Genomic DNA, 19,434 nt, shown 5'->3' on the forward strand with positions numbered 1-19,434 from the left:
TCAATAAGCTTTTGTTTATTTGAACATTTATTAAACGTACTAAGCGAAATAAATTTTCTGCGGTTAGTTTATCCAGTCATTGATCGATTTATACATCGTATCTCGTAGCATAGGTTGAGCAGTTTTGTTAGGGTGTATGTTGTCGTTTTGCATTAGGTTTTTATCTGCAGCGATATCAAGCACGAAAAACGGCATTAAATGGCTATCGGTTTCATCAGCAATAGTGGCAAAACTTGCGGTAAATTGCCCGGTATAACGTGGTCCATAGTTAGGTGGAATGTGTATTTCCATAATTGCTACTTTGGCATCGGCTTGTTTGCTCTTATTGACTAAACTTGTTAGGTTTTCTTTCAGCCGTTTAATTGGAAAGCCACGTAGGCCGTCGTTACCACCGAGCTCGATAAGTACATGGCTAGGTTGAAATTCATTGAGTAGAGCGTCTAAACGACGCAGTGCGCCACCGGTGGTTTCGCCACTGATACTGGCATTGATCAGTTGTATAGATGCTTGTTCAGCATCATATTTATCTTGTAACAACTGAACCCAGCCTTGTTCTTGTTTTAACCCGTAGGCGGCACTTAAACTGTCTCCTAAAATTAAAATTGTGTTGTCAGCTGCTGCAGTAAGTGGTTTGATTACTAACAGTAAAACGAATATAAAACGTAGGATTGAATACATCATATGTCAGCGCTATCTCAATTAAATATTATTCAGGCTAAAGATCTTTCAAAAACGGTTACTACCCTTGAAGGGGATTTGCCCATCCTCAGCGACATCACCTTTAATGTCAAGTCTGGGGATTCAGTGGCGGTGGTTGGTACATCTGGCTCTGGCAAGTCAACCTTACTTAGTTTACTAGCAGGTCTGGATCAGTCAACGCAAGGTTCAATTTATTTAGACGGCGAGCCATTGCATGAACTTGATGAAGAAGCACGTGCAGCACTCAGAGCAGCTAAAGTGGGTTTTGTATTTCAATCTTTCATGTTAGTGCAGAGTTTAACCGCACTTGAAAACGTAATGCTACCTGCTGAGCTTGCAGGCGAAAAAAATGCCAAACAGCAGGCACTTGAGTTACTTGAAAAAGTGGGCTTGAGTCATCGTGTTGAGCATTACCCATCGCAACTCTCTGGTGGCGAGCAACAACGTGTTGCTATTGCTCGAGCATTTATTGGCACGCCCAAAATATTATTCGCAGATGAGCCGTCCGCTAACCTTGATAGCAAAAATGGTAAATTAATAGAATCATTGTTATTCGACCTTAATAAAATGCACGGCACTACCTTAGTGTTAGTCACCCATGACGAAGCGCTGGCTGCGAAATGTCAGCATGTTTTGCAAATTGAAGCGGGGCAATTAGTTAAAAATACCAATGAGGCTGTGGCGAATGTGGGCTAAATTAGCGTTAAAATTATTTAGTCGTGAGTTTCGCCGTGGTGAACTCACGGTGATCTGTGCGGCAATATCGCTGGCGGTATTGACGGTATTAACACTTTCTATGGTAACTGACCGAATAGGGCAAAGCATTGCGCAAAAAAGCAGTGCCTTTATTGCTGCTGATCGTGTGTTGGCAAGTAATCATGTGCTACCCGATGAGTATTTAACGAAAGCCAGCGAGTATAATTTGCAAACCGCGCAGTTAACTTACTTTGATACTATGTTATTTGCTAATGATGAAATGCAATTAAGCTCAGTGAAGGCAGTATCGGAGCATTACCCCCTAAAAGGTGAGCTTAAAGTCAAAAGTAGTTTAACTGGTGAGATAGAAGTTGCTACGCAGGGACCATCGGTGGGTAATGTGTGGTTCAGTGAATCGGTATTTTATGCGTTAAATGTAAAAGTGGGTGATACCGTTGAGCTAGGGGCTGCACAATTTAATATCGAAAAAGTGCTAGTTGAAGAGCCGGATGCGCCATTTAATATTTTTTCGAGCAGTCGTCGTGTGTTGTTAAACAATCAAGACGTAGAAAAAACTGAAGTTATTCAACCTGGCAGCCGTGTTTTTTACCGTCAATTGTACAGCGGCGATGAAGGTGATATTAGCGACTTTTATGGGTGGCTAAAGCCACAAATAAAAGAAAACCAGCAATGGTATGGAGTAAAAGACAGACAATCGCCTATTGCTAATAGCTTAAACCGCGCTGAAAGTTTTTTATTACTCGCGGGGTTATTAGGGATTATTTTAGCGGCAGTGGCCATTGCGGTGTCGGCTAAACGTTATTGTGAGCGCCAATATGACCCTGTTGCGATGATGAAAACGCTCGGCGGTAGCCGCGCGATGATCCGCAAAATCTACTTACTGCACTTATCTTTAGTGTGTGGTTTATCGGTGATCCTTGGTTTAGCAATTGGTTATGGCTTACAAGAAATTGCCACTGGCTATTTGGCAAAATCAATGAATAACACTTTGCCTGCGGCGGGTTTAAAACCTTGGTTTGTCGCGATCAGCACCGGTGTAATATGTGCCGTGATGTTTTCAATCAAACCGTTATTAGACTTATTTGATATTCCACCGCTTAGAGTATTACGCCGTAACTTGGGCGATAAGTTGTTAGTGAGTAAAGTGCATTTAGGCATGTCGGCTGTGACGGTATTTTTACTCATGTGGCTATTTAGTAATAACTTAAAAATCACCGCTATTTTATTTGTATCAACGTTGATTTTAATCGCTATCTTATTTTTGCTCTCGCGGTTGATCTTCGGTGGTGGTCGTAAGTTAGGCCTGCGTCCAGGTAGTAGCTGGTCACTTGCGATTGCCTCTATTCAAAAACGTGCCAATGCCAATGCGGTGCAGTTGATCAGTTTTTCACTTGCTATAAAACTGCTGTTATTTTTAGTGGTACTTAAAAACGATATGATCGCGGATTGGCAGTCGCAACTACCTAGCGACGCGCCAAATGCCTTTTTGGTTAATATCACTGAAACAGAATTACCAGATGTTAATGCGTTTTTAGAACAAAAGAACATTCAGGTGTCTGACTTTTATCCAACTGTGCGAGGGCGTGTAAACGCAGTGAATGGCGAACTGGTTGCCCGTGAAGTGTCATTACAAGATAACGAAAAGAAAGACGAAGAAGCCCGCTCAGGTATAGGTCGCGAGCTTAATCTTACTTGGCTTGAGCAAGCGCCTGCACAAAATGAGATCATTGATGGTAAGTGGTTTGCTGATAACGCGACCGCGGAGGCGTCAATAGAAGAGTCTATGCTTGAGCGCTTAGATGTAAAACTTGGTGATACCTTGACCTTTTTAATCGGTGCACAGTCGTTTGATGCCAAAATTACCAGTGTTCGTAAAGTGAATTGGGCAACACTAAAGCCTAACTTCTTTATTATTTTAAGTCCTGATGTTTTAGCGGATTTTCCGGCAACCTATATTTCATCGGTACGAATTAATGCCGAACAAAAACGCGACTTTAGTCAATTATTACGTAGTTACCCAACCATCAACGCCATCGACGTAGATAGTTTTGTCACTCAAATACGCTCAACTATTTCGCAAGTATCCCTAGCAATTGGTTTTGTATTGGCGATTGTGGTGTTGTGCGGCGGCTTAGTATTGATCTCACAAGTACAAGCAAGCTTGGGTGAGCGGATGCAAGAAATTGTTATATTGCGTACCTTAGGGGCAAAAGGACGGTTAATAAAAAATGCGACCTTGTATGAATTTTTATTACTCGGCAGCGCAGCAGGCTTCGTAGCTGCGTTGGTTAGCGATGTTGCCTTATTAATCGTGCAACGTGAGATGTTCGATTTAGCCGGTAAGCTGCACCCACATATTTGGTTAATTGGGCCAATAGTAGGGGGCATGTTTGTAGCATCTCTAGGTTACTTCATGATAGCCCGAACCATGCGTAAAAATACTCAAGGTTTGCTGCGCTCTTTAGCCTAACAGGTTAGCAATTGAACAAGCCCGTTTTTACGGGCTTTTTTGCACTGGTAATTTATACAGTGCTCTGGCATTATTACTGCAATTAATTATTTATACTGATTGGGCACGTATTGGCTATTATTTTAGGGATTGATCCTGGCTCGCGTTTAACTGGTTATGGGGTAATTGCCCATCAAGGGGCTAAATTTACTTATTTAGGTAGTGGCTGTATTAAATTGGCTGATCATGATTTTCCCATTCGATTAAAAATGATTTACCAAGGTGTTAGTCAACTGATTGAGCAATTTTCGCCGGATCACTTCGCTATCGAAAAAGTGTTTATGGCGCATAACCCAGATTCAGCATTAAAGCTGGGGCAAGCCCGTGGTGCGGCAATAGTAGGCGCAGCTATCGCAGAACTGCCCGTTTTTGAGTATTCTGCGCGGCAAATAAAACAAGCCGTAGTGGGTAATGGTGGTGCCGATAAAAGCCAAGTACAGCACATGGTTAAAAATATTTTAAAATTGCCTGGTACCCCGCAAGCAGACGCCGCCGATGCATTGGCAATTGCAATATGCCATGCTCATTCAGATCAAAATTTAATAAAACTAGCGGGCAGTGCCAGTAAAACCGTTAGAGGACGATTAAGGAAATAACATGATAGGTCGCTTAAATGGCATTTTAGTCGAAAAACAACCGCCAGAAATCTTACTTGAAGTAAGTGGAGTGGGTTATGAAGTAAATATGCCAATGACCTGCTTTTATGATCTGCCTAATATTGGCGAGCAGGCCATTGTATATACGCATTTTGTAGTGAGAGAAGACGCACAATTATTGTTTGGTTTTAATAATAAAACTGAACGCGCATTATTTAGAGAGTTATTAAAAGCGAACGGCGTAGGGCCTAAACTCGGTTTAGCGATTTTGTCTGGTATGTCTGCTAAACAATTTGTGAATTGCGTGAATAATGAAGATGCCACAAGCTTAGTTAAGCTCCCTGGAGTTGGCAAAAAAACCGCTGAGCGCTTAGTACTGGAAATGAAAGATCGATTGAAAGATTGGGGTAATGACTTATTCACGCCATTTAGTGATAATGCGGTGATAGAGCCTGCTGCCGATACGTTGATCGCAAATAATGCGGCAGATGACGCGGTTTCGGCCTTAGTGTCATTGGGTTATAAATTGGCGCAAGCACAAAAAACAGTAAAATCAGTAGCCAAACCTGATATGTCTACAGAGGTTCTTATTAAAGAATCTTTAAAATCAATGTTGTGAGTAAACCATGATTGAAGCGGATCGTTTAATTGATGCGACAGAACAAAGTAATGAAGATGTTGTTGATCGCGCTATACGGCCAAAACTATTAGCCGATTACACAGGTCAGCCCCATGTTAAACAGCAAATGGAAATATTTATAGAGGCGGCTCGAACCCGTGGTGAAGCACTCGATCATTTATTAATATTTGGCCCTCCAGGGTTAGGTAAAACCACCTTGGCGAATATTGTTGCGAACGAGCTGAATGTCAGTATTAAAACCACATCAGGCCCGGTACTTGAAAAAGCAGGGGACTTAGCCGCGCTACTTACCAATCTTGAAGAAGGTGATGTACTGTTTATAGATGAAATACACAGACTTAGTCCTCAAGTTGAAGAGATTTTATATCCTGCCATGGAAGATTACCAACTTGATTTAATGATTGGTGAAGGCCCTGCAGCACGGTCAATCAAGCTTGATTTACCTGCCTTTACACTCATTGGCGCCACTACGCGGGCAGGCTCGTTAACATCACCGCTGAGAGATCGCTTTGGTATTGTGCAGCGCTTAGAATTTTATTCTGTTGCTGATCTCTCAACCATAGTAGGGCGTTCAGCACATTATTTAAATTTACAAATGTGTGATGATGGCGCAGCTGAAATAGCGAAACGCTCTCGTGGCACTCCGCGTATTGCAAATCGATTATTGCGTCGAGTACGTGATTACACGCAAGTAAAATCAGATGGAACTGTTAATGCTGAAGTAGCAGAGCAGGCGCTGAACATGATTGATGTTGATAAAAGTGGTTTTGACTATATGGATCGTAAATACTTGCTTGCCATCATAGAAAAATTTATGGGTGGCCCTGTAGGCTTAGATAACTTAGCAGCCGCCATCGGTGAAGAAAAAGAAACCATCGAAGATGTGATTGAACCATACTTGATCCAGCAAGGCTTCATACAGCGAACTCCACGCGGGCGGATTGTGTCTGATAACGCTTACCATCACTTTGGCTTATTAGCAAAGCAACAGTAAATCTCACTTCCAGTGGTTATACGCGCATGTATAGCCACCTATAGTTGTCTTTTTAACCGCTTAGCCTATGTACATAGGTATTTAGTTGTTGTAACAAATATAATTCACATGCTGTTAAGTTTGTAAACGATATTGTATCCCACATAGCGCGGCGCTTAGCTTTTATTTAGGGCAAAAAAAAGCCCGCATAAAGATGCGGGCAAACAACAAGTTGAAGGAAGTAATCTAGGGAACACAGCTTAAACTCATCAAGTTTTATCAAGAGGACTTTAAGCTTAGCAATACGAAAAATCAGATTCATATTGCAAAGAACTGGGCTTCATGAAGTATTCATTACTGCGCTAGCTCGGTATGTGAGAATAATACGCAATAGTTGTTTTTTGTTCAAACTAGAAAAATTTAATTTTCAGATAAAAAAAACTAATAGCTAGACTTTTTTGTTTTCTTTATTTGTGTTCATAAAATTCACAGAAAGTTATTAGTTTGTTGAATTTATGAAACTTTATTTAGTTGGTTGGTTTTTAAACGGATTAGTTAAACTGTCCTGTTTTAAACTTTAAATGGTGCTTTTGCGTGGTTATGCACACATAGTGAATAAACGCAGTGTTTTATAGAGTTTTTGTTGATAAATACGCACCGTGCCAGAATATTTATCTAGGTCGTTGGAAATAGAGCTTGAATTACGTTGGCTGATTTAGCTAAATAAAAAGTTGCAGACCTGCTTTTCAACGTTTTTTGTTGCTAATTCACAGCAATAGCGTTGTCAGTAACGAGCTGAATAGATACACTAGTTGCAACTTTAGGCCAACTTGTTGGTCTGATAGCTAGCGTATAAAGAAATGGTATTTTTACAAGAAATCTTATTAGGAGTTTAATGTGGGTTCAGGGCTTAATTTTTTAGATTTAATTCTAGAAGCAAGTTTTCTTGTGCAGTTGGTAATGTTGGCACTCGTTGCAATGTCAGTCATGTCATGGGCAATAATTTTTCAACGTAAGAAAGCTATTTCTGATGCGTTAACACAAGCAAAACGTTTTGAACAAAAGTTTTGGTCTGGCATCGATTTAAGTAAACTTTACAACGAAATATCGTCACGCAGTGGTAATTCAAGTGGTATAGAAGCATTGTTTATTGCTGGCTTTAAAGAATTTGCACGCCATAAAAAAACATCGTTTCAAAGTGCCAGTATTGTAATGGAAGGTACACACCGCTCAATGCGTGTGGCTTTATCTCGTGAAATTGAAAAACTAGAATCAAGCTTATCGTTTTTGGCAACGGTTGGCTCTATTAGCCCTTATATTGGTTTATTTGGTACTGTGTGGGGCATAATGAATGCCTTTATCGCGCTGGGTGAAGTTAAGCAAGCAACCTTACAGATGGTAGCACCAGGCATTGCCGAGGCGTTGATAGCTACAGCAATGGGTCTATTTGCAGCAATCCCAGCTGTAATTGCCTATAACCGCTTTGCTAACAAAGTTGAAAAACTTGAATCTCACTACATTAACTTTATGGAAGAGTTCGCGAATATTTTACACCGTCAAGCAGCTACACAAATAGAGGCAAAAGCGAATGTATCAGCGTAAGAAACGTCGTCCTGTTGCAGAGATAAACGTAGTTCCTTATATAGATGTAATGTTGGTATTATTGATCATCTTTATGGCAACAGCGCCTTTGATCACTCACGGTGTTAAAGTTGATTTACCAAAAATGGAAGAATCAGATTTAGTTGATACTAAAGATACACCGCCAATTATTGCCTCTATTGATTCGCAAGGTAAGTACTATGTAAGCATAGGTACTGATCCTGAGGAGCCTATGGAAGCTTTAGATGTTGCTGCAGTGATCAAATTACAATTAATGAAAAATCCAGAAACGCCAGTAATGATCAAAGGATCAGGCAAAGTATCGTACCAAGAGGTATTGTTACTAATGGACTTTTTGAAAAACGCAGGCGTACCTTCGGTAGGTTTAATGACTGAATCATTTGAAGGGAATAAAAAATAGTATGGGTGCTTCAGTAGTAAAGTCAGTGTTGTTGCACCTTGCGATTATAGGCGTGCTAATTGGCACTGCAAATTTTCATACTTCAGCACCTTCAGTAATGGAAGTAACATTAAATACTGCCATGCCTGAGGCTGAGAACGCGGTGTCAGCGGTGACTGTTGACCAAAAAATGGTTGAGCAAAAGATTGCTGAGTTAAAACGTCAAGAAGATGATAAAAAACGTGCTGAAGATAAACGTATTCGTGATTTAGAGCGCCGTGCATCGGATGCTCGTAAGCAACGTGAAGCAGAAGATAGACGAATTAAAAAATTAGAGCAAGAGCGTCGCGCGAAAGAGAAAGAAACCGCACAAGCACAAGCGCAGGCGAAAAAAGCCCGCGAAATTGAGCAAAAAGAACGTGAAAAAGCACAGCAAGCTGAAAAGCAAAAAGAGCAAGCTGAACTCGCTGCGAAAGCGGCTGCTGAAAAACGCAAAGCTGAAGAAGAAGCACTTAAAAAGGCGGAAGCAGAGCGCAAGCGTCAAGAGCAAGAAGCTAAAGAGCGTGCAGAAGCTGCTGAAGCCGCGCGTCAAAAAGCATTACAAGAACAAATGTTGCAAGAACAGCTAGCGTCAGAGCAAGCTGCACGTAATAAAGTTCGTCAACAACAAGTTGGCACTGAGGTTGATAAATACAAAGCATTAATAATGGCGCGGATCCAGCAAAACTTATTAATCGATGAAAAAATGAAAAATCAACAATGTCGTGTCAATATACGTCTAGGCTTTAATGGCTTGGTAACGCAGGTTAAATCATTAGGCGGTGATAAGTTAGTATGTGAAGCGGCGCTTAGAGCGGTGCGTATGGCTGATACGCTGCCAGTTTCTAAAGATAAAGATGTGTTTGAGCAATTAAAAAATATTAACTTAACAATTAAGCCACAATTTTAAAGGAATGGTATGTTCAACAAGTTGAAAACAGTTTGTTTAATTTTCGTTTTAGGCTTTGCTGGTGTTGCCAATGCAGCACTTGAAATAGTCATCACAGAGGGTATTGATGGAGCACGGCCTATTGCTATTGTGCCATTTAAATACAAGGGTGTTGGGCCAATTCCGCAAAAGCTCAGCACTGTAATTGCTGCTGATTTAATGCGCAGCGGAAAGTTTAAACCAATTGATGTAAATGAGATGCCGCAGTTGCCTAGTAAAGATGCAGACGTTGACTATGCTGCATGGGTAAATAAAGGTGTTGAAGCTATTTTAGTAGGTGAAGTTGAACAACAAACTGATGGCCGTTACTTAGTGCGTTATGAGTTGGTTGATGTTATTCGTGGTCAAATCACTGGCGGCGAAACGCAAATGATGAGCAATGGTAAGCTAATTAAAAGCCAAGATCATATTCAAGAAGCACGCGAGAGTGTAATTAGTGATACTGGCTTTAGACGTTATGCACACCGCATTAGTGATGTTATTTATGAAAAACTCACTGGTGAACGTGGCGCATTTTTAACTAAAATTGCGTATGTTATCGTGCGTGATGATGAACCTAAGCCGTATCAGCTAGTTGTAGCCGACTATGATGGTTTTAACGAGCAAGTATTGTTGCGCTCGCAAGAGCCATTGATGTCACCAGCGTGGTCACCTGATGGTACCAAGCTTGCGTATGTAACATTTGAGAATCGTCAAAGCCAAATTTATATCCAAGATTTATACTCAGGCAAACGTGAGTTAATCACTAGCCATCAAGGTATTAACGGTGCACCGCAGTTTTCGCCAGACGGCAAAAAATTACTTTTGGTACTATCAAAGGACAGAAACGGCGCAACAGAAGTGTATATGCTAGACTTAGCAACACGTAAAGAAACCCGTTTGACTAACCACCGTAGTATAGATACTGAACCGTCTTGGCATCCTAATGGTCAAGATATCGTGTTTACCTCTGAAAGGGGTGGTAATGCTCAGATTTATAAGTTAAATTTACAAACAGGTAGGTCACAACGAATGACCTTTGACGGTGACATGAATCTAGCAGGTTCAGTTACCCCTGATGGCAAAGAATTAGTGATGGTTAACCGTACCAACGGGCAGTACCATCTCGCTAAGAAAGAGCTGGCTACAGGCGCATTTCAAGTGTTAACGCGAACGCGCCTAGATGAATCACCGAGCATAGCGCCAAACGGTTCGATGATCATTTATAGCACGCTTCATAATAATAAGCAGGTACTAGCGCTAGTATCAATGGACGGTCGCTTTAAAGCACGGTTACCTGTGCTAAATGGACAAGTAAAGGCACCTGCGTGGTCGCCTTATTTACAATAATATTTGCTGGTTTACTCAATATAGGAATCTACTCAATGCAACTTAATAAAATACTTAAAGGCCTGCTAATTGCTGTGCCAGTTATGACACTAGCAGCTTGTAGCTCATCTTCAGATATCGATGAAGGTGCAGCAAATCAATCAAATCAAGCAACTGTAGAGCAAACAGCGAATACTGATACAGTTGAAGTGGCTACATTGACGCCAGAGCAACAAGCACAAGAAGAACTTCGTCAGAAGTATGACGAATTACGTAAAGAACAAATTATTTACTTTGATTTTGATAAAGCAACAATTCAAGGTCAGTACGGTGAATTACTTCGTGCACACGCAGAGTTTTTAGTTAAAAACCCATCAGTTAAAGTATTAATTGAAGGTCATGCTGATGAACGTGGTACACCTGAGTACAATATTGCTCTTGGTGAGCACCGTGGCCAAGCAGTTGAAAAATACCTACAAAGCTTAGGTGTTTCAGCAAGCCAAATGTCAGTAGTGAGCTATGGTGAAGAAAAGCCAATGGTTAAATCACGTACTGAATCTGCTTTCGCTAAAAACCGCCGTGCGGTACTAGTTTACTAAGATTAGAGACATTATGAAGCCGAAAATTATTTTGGCAGCCATGATATTGAGCGGGAGCACCCACGTTTGGGCTGCTCCCGCTCCTGTTTCAGAAGCTGCGAGTTCACAATCGAGTATAGAAAAACGCCTTGCTGCCCTTGAAAACATGATGCAGTCGCGTAACTTGTTACAAGTTGAGTTACAACAACAGCTTAATGTACTGCAAGATGAAGTGAGCCAAGTTCGTGGGATCACCGAAGAGCAAACCTATAAACTAGAAAAAGTGTTACAGCGTCAGCGCGAGCTTTATCAAGAAATTGAAAACCGTGTTAGCCAAGCTTATTCACAACCTAGTGCATCCAGTGCTGATCAATATGCAGACCCTGTTCCATCGCAAGCAATTAGCTCAGATCTGTCCGAGAATGAAGCTTACGAGCGCGCAGTAGCATTAATAATGAAAGACAAGCGTTACGATCAGGCAATTCCAGAGTTTCAAACCTTTTTAACAACGTACCCAAACTCTGTGTATGCATCAAACGCTCATTATTGGTTAGGGCAATTACTTACAATTAAAAATGATCCAGTAAAAGCGTCGGAGCACTTTAAAGTTGTTGTCAATGAATTTCCAAATTCAAATAAACGTCCTGATGCAATGTTGAAGCTTGGTACTTTGTTACAAGAACAAGGTTTAGCTGAACAAGCATTAAAAACGTTGAGTGATTTGATCAATCAATACCCAAGTACAACTGCTGCAAAGTTGGCCACTGATCGCATTGCAAAAATGTAGAATCAGCTTGATTAGACTGCTTTTTGTCATAAGCGGTCTAAAATTGGTCAACTAGACATAAAAACTTAAAAAAAGAGACATTTTCTGTTGCACTCATTTTTTAAATAAGTATTATAAGCGCCCGCAGCAAACGAATGGTTCAACCACTCAAATTGCGGCAAAAAGAGCGGGTCATTAGCTCAGTTGGTAGAGCAGTGGACTTTTAATCCATTGGTCGATGGTTCAAGTCCATCATGACCCACCATTCTTTATTTGGCTTTATGTTAACAATTGAATGGTCTTTCATCGGCGGATTTACGTACGCTTTAATAAGCATCAGAGCGGGTCATTAGCTCAGTTGGTAGAGCAGTGGACTTTTAATCCATTGGTCGATGGTTCAAGTCCATCATGACCCACCATTCTTTATTTGGCTTCATGCTATAAGTTGAATGGTTTCAATCGGCGGATTTACGCAGGCTTTTACAAGCATCAGAGCGGGTCATTAGCTCAGTTGGTAGAGCAGTGGACTTTTAATCCATTGGTCGATGGTTCAAGTCCATCATGACCCACCATTCTTTATTTGGCTTTATGCTAAGAGTTGAATGGTTTCAATCGGCGGATTTACGCACGCTTTTATAAGCACCAGAGCGGGTCATTAGCTCAGTTGGTAGAGCAGTGGACTTTTAATCCATTGGTCGATGGTTCAAGTCCATCATGACCCACCATTCTTTATTTGGCTTTATGCTATAAGTTGAATGGTTTCAATCGGCGGATTTACGCAGGCTTTTACAAGCACCAGAGCGGGTCATTAGCTCAGTTGGTAGAGCAGTGGACTTTTAATCCATTGGTCGATGGTTCAAGTCCATCATGACCCACCATTCTTTATTTGGCTTTATGCTATAAGTTGAATGGTTTCAATCGGCGGATTTACGCAGGCTTTTACAAGCACCAGAGCGGGTCATTAGCTCAGTTGGTAGAGCAGTGGACTTTTAATCCATTGGTCGATGGTTCAAGTCCATCATGACCCACCATTCTTTATTTGGCTTTATGCTATAAGTTGAATGGTTTCAATCGGCGGATCTACGTAGGCTTTTACAAGCATCAGAGCGGGTCATTAGCTCAGTTGGTAGAGCAGTGGACTTTTAATCCATTGGTCGATGGTTCAAGTCCATCATGACCCACCATTCTTTACAGTGTACAGAATGGTTTTAATCGGCGGATCTACGCAGGCTTTTACAAGCACCAGAGCGGGTCATTAGCTCAGTTGGTAGAGCAGTGGACTTTTAATCCATTGGTCGATGGTTCAAGTCCATCATGACCCACCATTTGGTATTTCCTCTTTGCGTAAAGTTACTCTCCTTGTATTTCATAAGTTTCATTCGGCACAATTAATTATCTCACTGCTAAAATATAAATTAGTGTTCTCTGCAATTGCTCCTGCATTGCTCTACCTCCTGCATCCATGCAGTCGTACATAAAAAACTACTAACGTTGTTAGCGCTTTATTTAGCCCGCTTAAATGGTTTAATAGTTAAGTCGAGTGGTATTTATGAGCACTACTGTTATTTAGTTTTATATTCTCGTATAATTCGCCCCATAAATGCACTGTAGATTTAAGTGGTCGAGAAATGAGTTTAGCTCAAACTATTATGCCTGAAGGTTATATCTTTCCTCCTAAGCCAGCTCCGTTGAACGTTGATGAGCAAGCGCAATACAAAGCACGTATCAAACAACTATTGATTGATAAGAATGCGGTATTGGTTGCCCATTATTATACTGATCCTGAAATTCAAGCACTTGCGGAAGAAACAGGCGGTTGTGTTGCTGACTCGTTAGAAATGGCGCGCTTTGGCGCTAAACACGATGCTGACATGATCATTGTCGCGGGTGTACGTTTTATGGGTGAAACAGCTAAAATTTTAACCCCGAATAAAACTGTCGTTATGCCAACGCTTGCTGCAACCTGCTCACTAGACATTGGTTGCCCGATTGACGAGTTTTCTGCATTTTGCGATCAATACCCTGATCGTAAAGTGGTTGTGTATGCTAATACATCAACAGCTGTTAAAGCACGTGCCGATTGGATCGTCACCTCATCGTGTGCGCTTGAGATTGTTGAACACTTAGATGAAATGGGCGAAAAAATCATCTGGGGCCCAGATAAACACTTAGGCGCCTATATTCAAAAGAATACTGGGGCTGATATGATCATGTGGAATGGCGCATGTATCGTACATGACGAGTTCAAAACCAAAGCCTTAAAAGACATGAAAGCGCTGTATCCAGATGCGGGTGTATTAGTGCACCCAGAATCTCCAGCTGAAATTGTTGCTCTAGCTGATGCAGTCGGTTCAACCAGTCAATTAATTAAAGCTGCGCAAACAATGGATAACAAAAAGTTTATTGTGGCCACCGACCGCGGCATTTTTTATAAAATGCAGCAGCTTTGCCCAGATAAAGAATTTGTTGCTGCACCAACAGCAGGTGAGGGCGCAACCTGTAAAAGTTGTGCGCATTGCCCATGGATGGCAATGAACGGCCTCAAAGCGATTGAGGAAGCGTTATTAGATGCAACTGGCAAAGAAGTGTTTGTAGATATGGACCTTCGTGAAGGCGCACTCAAGTCGCTTAATCGCATGCTTGATTTCTCAGCGTCACTTAAGCGCTAAACTTGGTTATAAAGATAAGGCCGCTGATATTGCTCTCAGCGGCCTTTTTTGTTTGTTTACTAAGCAGTTAATTGGCAAAAGGGAAAAACACCTTGCACCACTGAGCGTGATTACATACTATTACGCCGCGTTATAAATTAACGCTTGCGGTGAGGTGGCTGAGTGGCTGAAGGCGCACGCCTGGAAAGTGTGTTTAGGTTAATCCCTAACGAGGGTTCGAATCCCTCCCTCACCGCCATTAGATTCAAAAAAAGCGACCTTGGGTCGCTTTTTTTGCTTTATACGGTTGTATGATTAATAGCGCTTTTTAGGTGCTTTAAGTTGGCTATCAAATTCATCTGGAAATAAAATGGTGCCGTCGTCTTCTTCGGTGGGGAATACGGCAATGAGTAGGTCGTCTTGCTCAAGGCCTGGTGTCCAACGTGATTGCCAATCTTTTAATGGAATGGCTTTCGCTGTGCAGTTTTCCCACTCGCCAGTTGCCCATGCTTCGGCATAAATCCGTTCTGGCCACACTGGTACACAATCATCATCTTCGTTGGCGAGCATTACGCAGCCATCTTCGTCATTTAGTATCCACACTTGTTTGAACTCTTGCACGGTTTCAAACATAAAGGCGAGTCTTTTTTTTGCTCCTAAATTTAAGATTGTCTCAAACTTCTCAGATGCTGCTAAAATTGCATTACTCATTGCTCGGCTCTCTCTTGAATGGCTTTATTCATTAGTATATTGACTAATATGACATTATGTCGATTAGTTTAAAATTAATTACAGATTGCGTGGTATAAATCATTCGCTAACTGTTGCAGATCGTGTTCACAGCGGTTTGTTAGTGCATAGGTTCTTAGGCCATACAAACCCATAGCTAAAAAACGTGCAAGCTGTTCACCACTGCGTGTATTGGCTATTTCACCTTGTTCAATAGCCCGGTTAAATTGTATGGTAAGGGCATTTTCGTAGGCGTTTAAATTTGCCATCAGGGCTTGGCTTATTTGCAGATCTTGCCCTTCAACTTCACTTATACTTTTAGTGAGTAAGCATACTTTCATGGCATCACCGCTGATACATTCAGCAATGATGGAGTCTAAATATAGGCGCAAACTCGGCAAAACCGGCATTTGATCACAAAAAAGAGCCGTGAATTGTTGATTACGATCAGCTTGATATTGCTCAATAGCGGCTAAAAAAATACCTTTTTTATTACCAAATGCAGCATATAAAGAACCGGGATGGAGGGCCGTTACTTGCGTTAATTTTTGCATGCTGGTTTTCGCGTAACCACATTGCATAAAAGCAAGCATCGCTTGGCGCAATACATATTCGCGGTCAAATTCGGCAACTCTCATAGCGCTCTCTTAGGGTAACTGGTGAACGCAGTTTACTTAATCTTGAACAAATATTCAAAATTAGACTTGAATGTTTTATGCTTCGCCCTTATCTTGAATATACATTCAAGATAAGGATTGATAATAATGACCACCGATCTACTGCAACCATTTAAACTTAATAACAGTATTGAATTACAAAATCGCATACTTATGGCGCCTTTAACACGCTGTATGGCGGACGATAACTTAGTACCAACCCAAGCGATGGTTGACTATTATGCACGCCGTGCAGAAGCCGGATTAATTATCAGCGAAGCCACGATAATCCGCCCAGATGCGCAAGGTTACCCAAATACGCCGGGGTTATTTACCAGCGAGCAAATTCAAGGTTGGAAAAAAGTAACAGAGGCAGTACATGCTAACGGCGGTAAAATATTTGCGCAGCTTTGGCATGTAGGTCGTGTTGCACATCCACACTTTTTTGATGGCGAAGTGTTAGCACCATCAGCAATTGGTGTTGAAGGCTCTGTACCACGGATGCGTGAATTAACCTATCAAACACCTAAGGCTGCAACTCTTGACGATATTCAAGGCTTAGTTGCCGATTATGCAAAAGCGGCAGAAAACGCAGTTGAAGCAGGGTTTGATGGCGTAGAAATTCACGGTGCAAATGGCTATTTGATTGATCAGTTTTTACACTTTGCTGCTAATCAGCGCAATGATGAATATGGCCAAACACCAGAGAATATGTCGCGTTTTGCATTAGCAGTGGTCGATGCTGTTATTGCTGCCATTGGGGCAGATAAAACGGCGCTGCGTTTATCGCCTGGTGCTTACTTTAATATGGATGAAGATAGCCGTGATAAAGCCGTATTTGATTATCTACTAAAACAATTAAATACTCGTGATTTGGCTTATTTACATGGTGGTATTTTTGATGACAGCATGCGCTTTGCAAGCCTTGAAGACAAAACTACCTCAGAGTATTTACGGGCTAATTATCAAGGTACCTTAGTGGGAGTGGGCAGTTATGACTTTGATACTGCAAAAGCAGCGATCAATGGTAATAAATTCGATTTAATCGCTATTGGCCGCCCATTTATTGCTAATCCTGATTACGTGAGCAAAATTGCTAATAACGAACAGTTAGTAGCATATGATGAAAGCATGCTAGCTGAACTGATCTAAGTACTAATACCAATCGACTTAAATATTTAACCATTCTAGCGGGCTAAATAAAGCGCTAACCGCGTTATAAATTTTTCATGTACGACTGCATGGATGCAGGAGGTAGAGCAATGCAGGAGCAATTGCCGAGAACAACTACATGTCAAAATTTATGCCTTGTTATCACTGTATTTACCTGTCGCTATAAATGGTCAGTAACTTAACACGATTGGTATAAAAAATTTAATTTATATGAATACCACCGCTTCTCGGTGGTATTTTTTTGCTTGCAGCAACAGCGGCATCAAGCAGGTTAAGGCATTGTTTTAAATAATTAACAATTCTAGGATAAATAAATTATACTCCAAAACAGCACTTAACTTTTGGAACTACTTTGTTGGTTAAAAAGCAATTCAATACACTGTTTTCTGTGTTTGCCCAATCACGGTATATTATTTCCCTACGTGAAGCATTCATTGCATTGATCCCGTATTTTGTAAGTTCAGCACTGGCCATTTTAGTATTAAACCTTGCTGTTAATTTTGCTTTTTTATCTCCCAACGATTTTTTGTATAACGTTATACAACACAGCTCAAATATCATTTCTGTATTATTTCCGCTGATGGTTGCACTGTCGGTAGGCTTTCACCTGTCTAAAAACTTAGGTAACAGTGCAGTGGTTGGCAGTATGCTAGCGTTAGTAGGGTTTTGCACGCACAGTGATTTTTTAGCGCTTAATAATGGCGAATTTGCTGTCAATGGCGCGGGCGCGTCGGCATATGCTGTTTTAGTGCCGTCATTAACCAGCTATTTGCTTATGTTGGGGTATAAATTGACTCCTAAACACTGGCTCGAGTTACCATTGCTCAGTGACTTTTTAAAAGAAAAACTATCTTTAATTGTGCCTTTTAGCTTGGCGTTTTTTGCTCTGTATTTAATTGTTCCCTTCATTGAATTGAGCGTGCAATCGGTTCTACTTTATATTGTCCCAAGTGGTGATGATAGCAGTGTAGCTATGCAATTATTTAAACGTATGATCATCGTCCACAGCTTTTGGTTTTTTGGTGTACATGGTGATAATGCGTATACAATGATGTTTGAGCAGCCGTTTTTACAACACGATATTGTGCCGGGTTTAACAGCAAAAACATTTTACGACACCTTTGTGTTGATTGGTGGTACTGGCTGTTTTATTGGCTTAATTGTCGCTGCGTTTCTGTTGCCAAATGGCAGTCATGAAAAAAGTATCGCAAAGATATCAATCCCGTTTTCGTTATTTAATTTCTGTGAAATCATTTTATTTGCATTGCCGGTATTTTTAAACCCGATGTTGCTAGTGCCTTTTATTTTAGTGCCATGTTTTAACTTTTTGGTCAGTTATTTTTTACTATCAAGTGGGGTTATAGGGTATCAGGAAGTGGCCATTAGTTGGATGACACCAACGATTATCAACGGTGCTATGGTTGGTACAGATGCAACCGCGCCTTTATATCAAGTGTTTTTGATCCTGTGTAATGCCTGTATTTATTACCCGTTTTTGCGGCTAAGCAGTGAAAAAAATAATTACCAAATGGCATTTAATAAACTAAGTAGCCAATTAAATGTGAACGAAGGCTTTGCGGCTAACTCTGAGCAGCGTTTTATTAAACAACAAAGAGCACAGAATTTGTCAAGTGCTCAGCTGACTACTGTGCTAAATACTATTTCAAATGCAAGGCTAGCCTTATATTATCAGCCACAAATAGATTTGAGCTCAGGTCAAGTGAGTGGTTTTGAAGCCTTGCTACGGTTACATAATAACGATGGAAGTGTCTCTGGTCCTTATTTTTTAGATACCCTGATCCTACACAAGCAAACTGATATTATTGATGGCTGGGTAATTAAGCAAGCGGCCCGTGATTTAACGCAGTGGCGCAATGTTGGTTTTAAGCCCAATATCAGTATTAATGTTAATCCTGATGTACTTACCAACACTGCAATGGTTGATAAAATATGCCAGCTGTTTGTTGAATTTGCAGAACAAGTAAAAATTGAAATCGTCGAATCCAGTTACCTTGAACAACAACTCATCGTGACACAGAATATAAACAAGCTGCGTGAGCATAATATCGAAACTGTGTTGGATGATTTTGGGACGGGGTATTCAAGTTTATCTATGTTGACACACTTTCCTGTGAAACACGTTAAATTAGACCGCCAATTTTTACTGCAATGCCAGCAAGATGCAGGTCGGATCCTCTATCAACAAGTAACAGAATTATTTGCCAAGCTTGGCTTTTCTGTTGTTGCAGAAGGAATAGAAACAGTCGCAGAAGAGCAGTGGGTGAAGAGCTTAGGGATCACCACCGCACAAGGCTGGTTATATGCTCCTGCCATGTTACGAAATGAAGTGATTACTTTTACCCAAACCCGTAATAACGCAAATAAAAGCTAAGACTGCCATAAAATTTCTATATTTGTTTAATTATTCCTTCAATATTCTGGACCTATTTTG

General features: G+C 40.9%; 17 protein-coding genes and 9 tRNA genes. 23 read left to right on the top strand and 3 right to left on the bottom strand.

The features are described from left to right. Positions 1-63 precede the first annotated feature (63 nt). Complete coding sequence (locus tag KAN5_RS04565) at positions 64-681, bottom strand: arylesterase (protein ID WP_016707378.1); 618 nt, start codon at positions 679-681, stop codon at positions 64-66. Between KAN5_RS04565 and KAN5_RS04570 the strand changes: the two genes are divergently transcribed. From KAN5_RS04570 to KAN5_RS04670, 21 genes are all read left to right on the top strand, one after another. After that, on the top strand, positions 682-1,395 hold the full coding sequence (locus tag KAN5_RS04570; RefSeq protein ID WP_244390606.1) for an ATP-binding cassette domain-containing protein: 714 nt from the start codon (positions 682-684) through the stop codon (positions 1,393-1,395). After that, a complete protein-coding gene (locus tag KAN5_RS04575) occupies positions 1,385-3,886 on the top strand; it encodes an FtsX-like permease family protein (RefSeq protein ID WP_016707376.1) in 2,502 nt (833 codons plus the stop codon). Before KAN5_RS04570 ends, KAN5_RS04575 begins: the two co-directional genes overlap by 11 nt. 110 nt (positions 3,887-3,996) lie before the next feature. Beyond that, complete coding sequence (ruvC, locus tag KAN5_RS04580) at positions 3,997-4,521, top strand: crossover junction endodeoxyribonuclease RuvC (RefSeq protein ID WP_016707375.1); 525 nt, start codon at positions 3,997-3,999, stop codon at positions 4,519-4,521. Between the two features lies 1 nt (position 4,522). Next, a complete protein-coding gene (gene ruvA / locus KAN5_RS04585) occupies positions 4,523-5,140 on the top strand; it encodes a Holliday junction branch migration protein RuvA (RefSeq protein ID WP_016707374.1) in 618 nt (205 codons plus the stop codon). A gap of 7 nt (positions 5,141-5,147) precedes the next feature. Beyond that, positions 5,148-6,155: a Holliday junction branch migration DNA helicase RuvB gene (ruvB, locus tag KAN5_RS04590; RefSeq protein ID WP_016707373.1), complete on the top strand. Its 1,008-nt coding sequence runs from the start codon at positions 5,148-5,150 to the stop codon at positions 6,153-6,155. An 876-nt stretch (positions 6,156-7,031) separates the two neighbouring features. Then, the gene (tolQ, locus tag KAN5_RS04595) at positions 7,032-7,736 is read left to right on the top strand and encodes a protein TolQ (RefSeq protein ID WP_016707372.1); all 705 of its coding nucleotides are present in this window, start codon (positions 7,032-7,034) and stop codon (positions 7,734-7,736) included. Then, positions 7,723-8,157 (top strand): protein TolR, encoded by a 435-nt coding sequence (gene tolR / locus KAN5_RS04600; RefSeq protein WP_016707371.1) that lies wholly within the window; start codon positions 7,723-7,725, stop codon positions 8,155-8,157. The genes tolQ and tolR overlap by 14 nt, the downstream gene beginning before the upstream one ends. A 1-nt stretch (position 8,158) precedes the next feature. Beyond that, positions 8,159-9,085 carry a cell envelope integrity protein TolA gene (gene tolA, locus KAN5_RS04605; protein ID WP_016707370.1) on the top strand — a complete coding sequence of 309 codons (927 nt, stop codon included), beginning with the start codon at positions 8,159-8,161 and terminating at the stop codon, positions 9,083-9,085. Between the two features lie 9 nt (positions 9,086-9,094). Beyond that, positions 9,095-10,453 carry a Tol-Pal system beta propeller repeat protein TolB gene (tolB, locus tag KAN5_RS04610; RefSeq protein ID WP_016707369.1) on the top strand — a complete coding sequence of 453 codons (1,359 nt, stop codon included), beginning with the start codon at positions 9,095-9,097 and terminating at the stop codon, positions 10,451-10,453. Positions 10,454-10,488: 35 nt separating this feature from the next. Then, the gene (pal, locus tag KAN5_RS04615; protein WP_016707368.1) at positions 10,489-11,031 is read left to right on the top strand and encodes a peptidoglycan-associated lipoprotein Pal; all 543 of its coding nucleotides are present in this window, start codon (positions 10,489-10,491) and stop codon (positions 11,029-11,031) included. Between the two features lie 13 nt (positions 11,032-11,044). Then, positions 11,045-11,797, top strand: a complete 753-nt coding sequence (gene ybgF, locus KAN5_RS04620; RefSeq protein WP_016707367.1) for a tol-pal system protein YbgF — start codon at positions 11,045-11,047, stop codon at positions 11,795-11,797. A 168-nt stretch (positions 11,798-11,965) separates the two neighbouring features. Next, a tRNA-Lys gene (locus KAN5_RS04625) sits at positions 11,966-12,041 on the top strand. 78 nt (positions 12,042-12,119) lie between these two features. Beyond that, positions 12,120-12,195, top strand: a tRNA-Lys gene (locus tag KAN5_RS04630). Positions 12,196-12,272: 77 nt separating this feature from the next. After that, positions 12,273-12,348: transfer RNA gene (locus KAN5_RS04635), tRNA-Lys, on the top strand. Between the two features lie 77 nt (positions 12,349-12,425). Further along, a tRNA-Lys gene (locus tag KAN5_RS04640) sits at positions 12,426-12,501 on the top strand. Between the two features lie 77 nt (positions 12,502-12,578). Beyond that, a tRNA-Lys gene (locus tag KAN5_RS04645) sits at positions 12,579-12,654 on the top strand. 77 nt (positions 12,655-12,731) lie between these two features. Then, a tRNA-Lys gene (locus KAN5_RS04650) sits at positions 12,732-12,807 on the top strand. Positions 12,808-12,884: 77 nt separating this feature from the next. Further along, a tRNA-Lys gene (locus tag KAN5_RS04655) sits at positions 12,885-12,960 on the top strand. A gap of 65 nt (positions 12,961-13,025) precedes the next feature. After that, positions 13,026-13,101: transfer RNA gene (locus KAN5_RS04660), tRNA-Lys, on the top strand. Between the two features lie 303 nt (positions 13,102-13,404). Further along, entirely contained in the window at positions 13,405-14,445 is a 1,041-nt protein-coding gene (gene nadA, locus KAN5_RS04665; protein ID WP_016707366.1) for a quinolinate synthase NadA, read from the top strand. Positions 14,446-14,593: 148 nt separating this feature from the next. Further along, positions 14,594-14,683 (top strand) — tRNA-Ser (locus KAN5_RS04670). A gap of 56 nt (positions 14,684-14,739) precedes the next feature. On the opposite strand, the gene KAN5_RS04675 is transcribed toward KAN5_RS04670, so the two are convergent. After that, positions 14,740-15,135, bottom strand: coding sequence for a DUF2750 domain-containing protein (locus KAN5_RS04675; RefSeq protein WP_016707365.1), 396 nt, complete (start codon positions 15,133-15,135; stop codon positions 14,740-14,742). A gap of 74 nt (positions 15,136-15,209) precedes the next feature. Continuing rightward, positions 15,210-15,791 (bottom strand): TetR/AcrR family transcriptional regulator, encoded by a 582-nt coding sequence (locus tag KAN5_RS04680; protein WP_244390607.1) that lies wholly within the window; start codon positions 15,789-15,791, stop codon positions 15,210-15,212. A gap of 126 nt (positions 15,792-15,917) precedes the next feature. Here KAN5_RS04680 and KAN5_RS04685 point away from each other — a divergent pair, with 126 nt between their 5' ends. Together KAN5_RS04685 and KAN5_RS04690 are read left to right on the top strand one after the other, a co-directional pair. After that, positions 15,918-16,961 carry an alkene reductase gene (locus KAN5_RS04685; RefSeq protein WP_016707363.1) on the top strand — a complete coding sequence of 348 codons (1,044 nt, stop codon included), beginning with the start codon at positions 15,918-15,920 and terminating at the stop codon, positions 16,959-16,961. Between the two features lie 373 nt (positions 16,962-17,334). Continuing rightward, the gene (locus tag KAN5_RS04690) at positions 17,335-19,374 is read left to right on the top strand and encodes an EAL domain-containing protein (RefSeq protein ID WP_016707362.1); all 2,040 of its coding nucleotides are present in this window, start codon (positions 17,335-17,337) and stop codon (positions 19,372-19,374) included. Positions 19,375-19,434 lie beyond the last annotated feature (60 nt).

The sequence above is a fragment of the Pseudoalteromonas sp. KAN5 genome (assembly GCF_022846535.1).
Taxonomy (GTDB): domain Bacteria; phylum Pseudomonadota; class Gammaproteobacteria; order Enterobacterales; family Alteromonadaceae; genus Pseudoalteromonas; species Pseudoalteromonas haloplanktis.

Coding starts and splice junctions, on each gene's coding strand:
- KAN5_RS04680 (WP_244390607.1), bottom strand. CDS start 15,791: ATGAGAGTTGCCGAATTTGACCGCGAATATGTATTGCGCCAAGCGATG.
- pal (WP_016707368.1), top strand. CDS start 10,489: ATGCAACTTAATAAAATACTTAAAGGCCTGCTAATTGCTGTGCCAGTT.
- tolR (WP_016707371.1), top strand. CDS start 7,723: ATGTATCAGCGTAAGAAACGTCGTCCTGTTGCAGAGATAAACGTAGTT.
- ruvA (WP_016707374.1), top strand. CDS start 4,523: ATGATAGGTCGCTTAAATGGCATTTTAGTCGAAAAACAACCGCCAGAA.
- ruvB (WP_016707373.1), top strand. CDS start 5,148: ATGATTGAAGCGGATCGTTTAATTGATGCGACAGAACAAAGTAATGAA.
- KAN5_RS04685 (WP_016707363.1), top strand. CDS start 15,918: ATGACCACCGATCTACTGCAACCATTTAAACTTAATAACAGTATTGAA.
- KAN5_RS04565 (WP_016707378.1), bottom strand. CDS start 681: ATGATGTATTCAATCCTACGTTTTATATTCGTTTTACTGTTAGTAATC.
- KAN5_RS04570 (WP_244390606.1), top strand. CDS start 682: ATGTCAGCGCTATCTCAATTAAATATTATTCAGGCTAAAGATCTTTCA.
- ybgF (WP_016707367.1), top strand. CDS start 11,045: ATGAAGCCGAAAATTATTTTGGCAGCCATGATATTGAGCGGGAGCACC.
- KAN5_RS04675 (WP_016707365.1), bottom strand. CDS start 15,135: ATGAGTAATGCAATTTTAGCAGCATCTGAGAAGTTTGAGACAATCTTA.
- nadA (WP_016707366.1), top strand. CDS start 13,405: ATGAGTTTAGCTCAAACTATTATGCCTGAAGGTTATATCTTTCCTCCT.
- KAN5_RS04575 (WP_016707376.1), top strand. CDS start 1,385: ATGTGGGCTAAATTAGCGTTAAAATTATTTAGTCGTGAGTTTCGCCGT.
- tolA (WP_016707370.1), top strand. CDS start 8,159: ATGGGTGCTTCAGTAGTAAAGTCAGTGTTGTTGCACCTTGCGATTATA.
- tolB (WP_016707369.1), top strand. CDS start 9,095: ATGTTCAACAAGTTGAAAACAGTTTGTTTAATTTTCGTTTTAGGCTTT.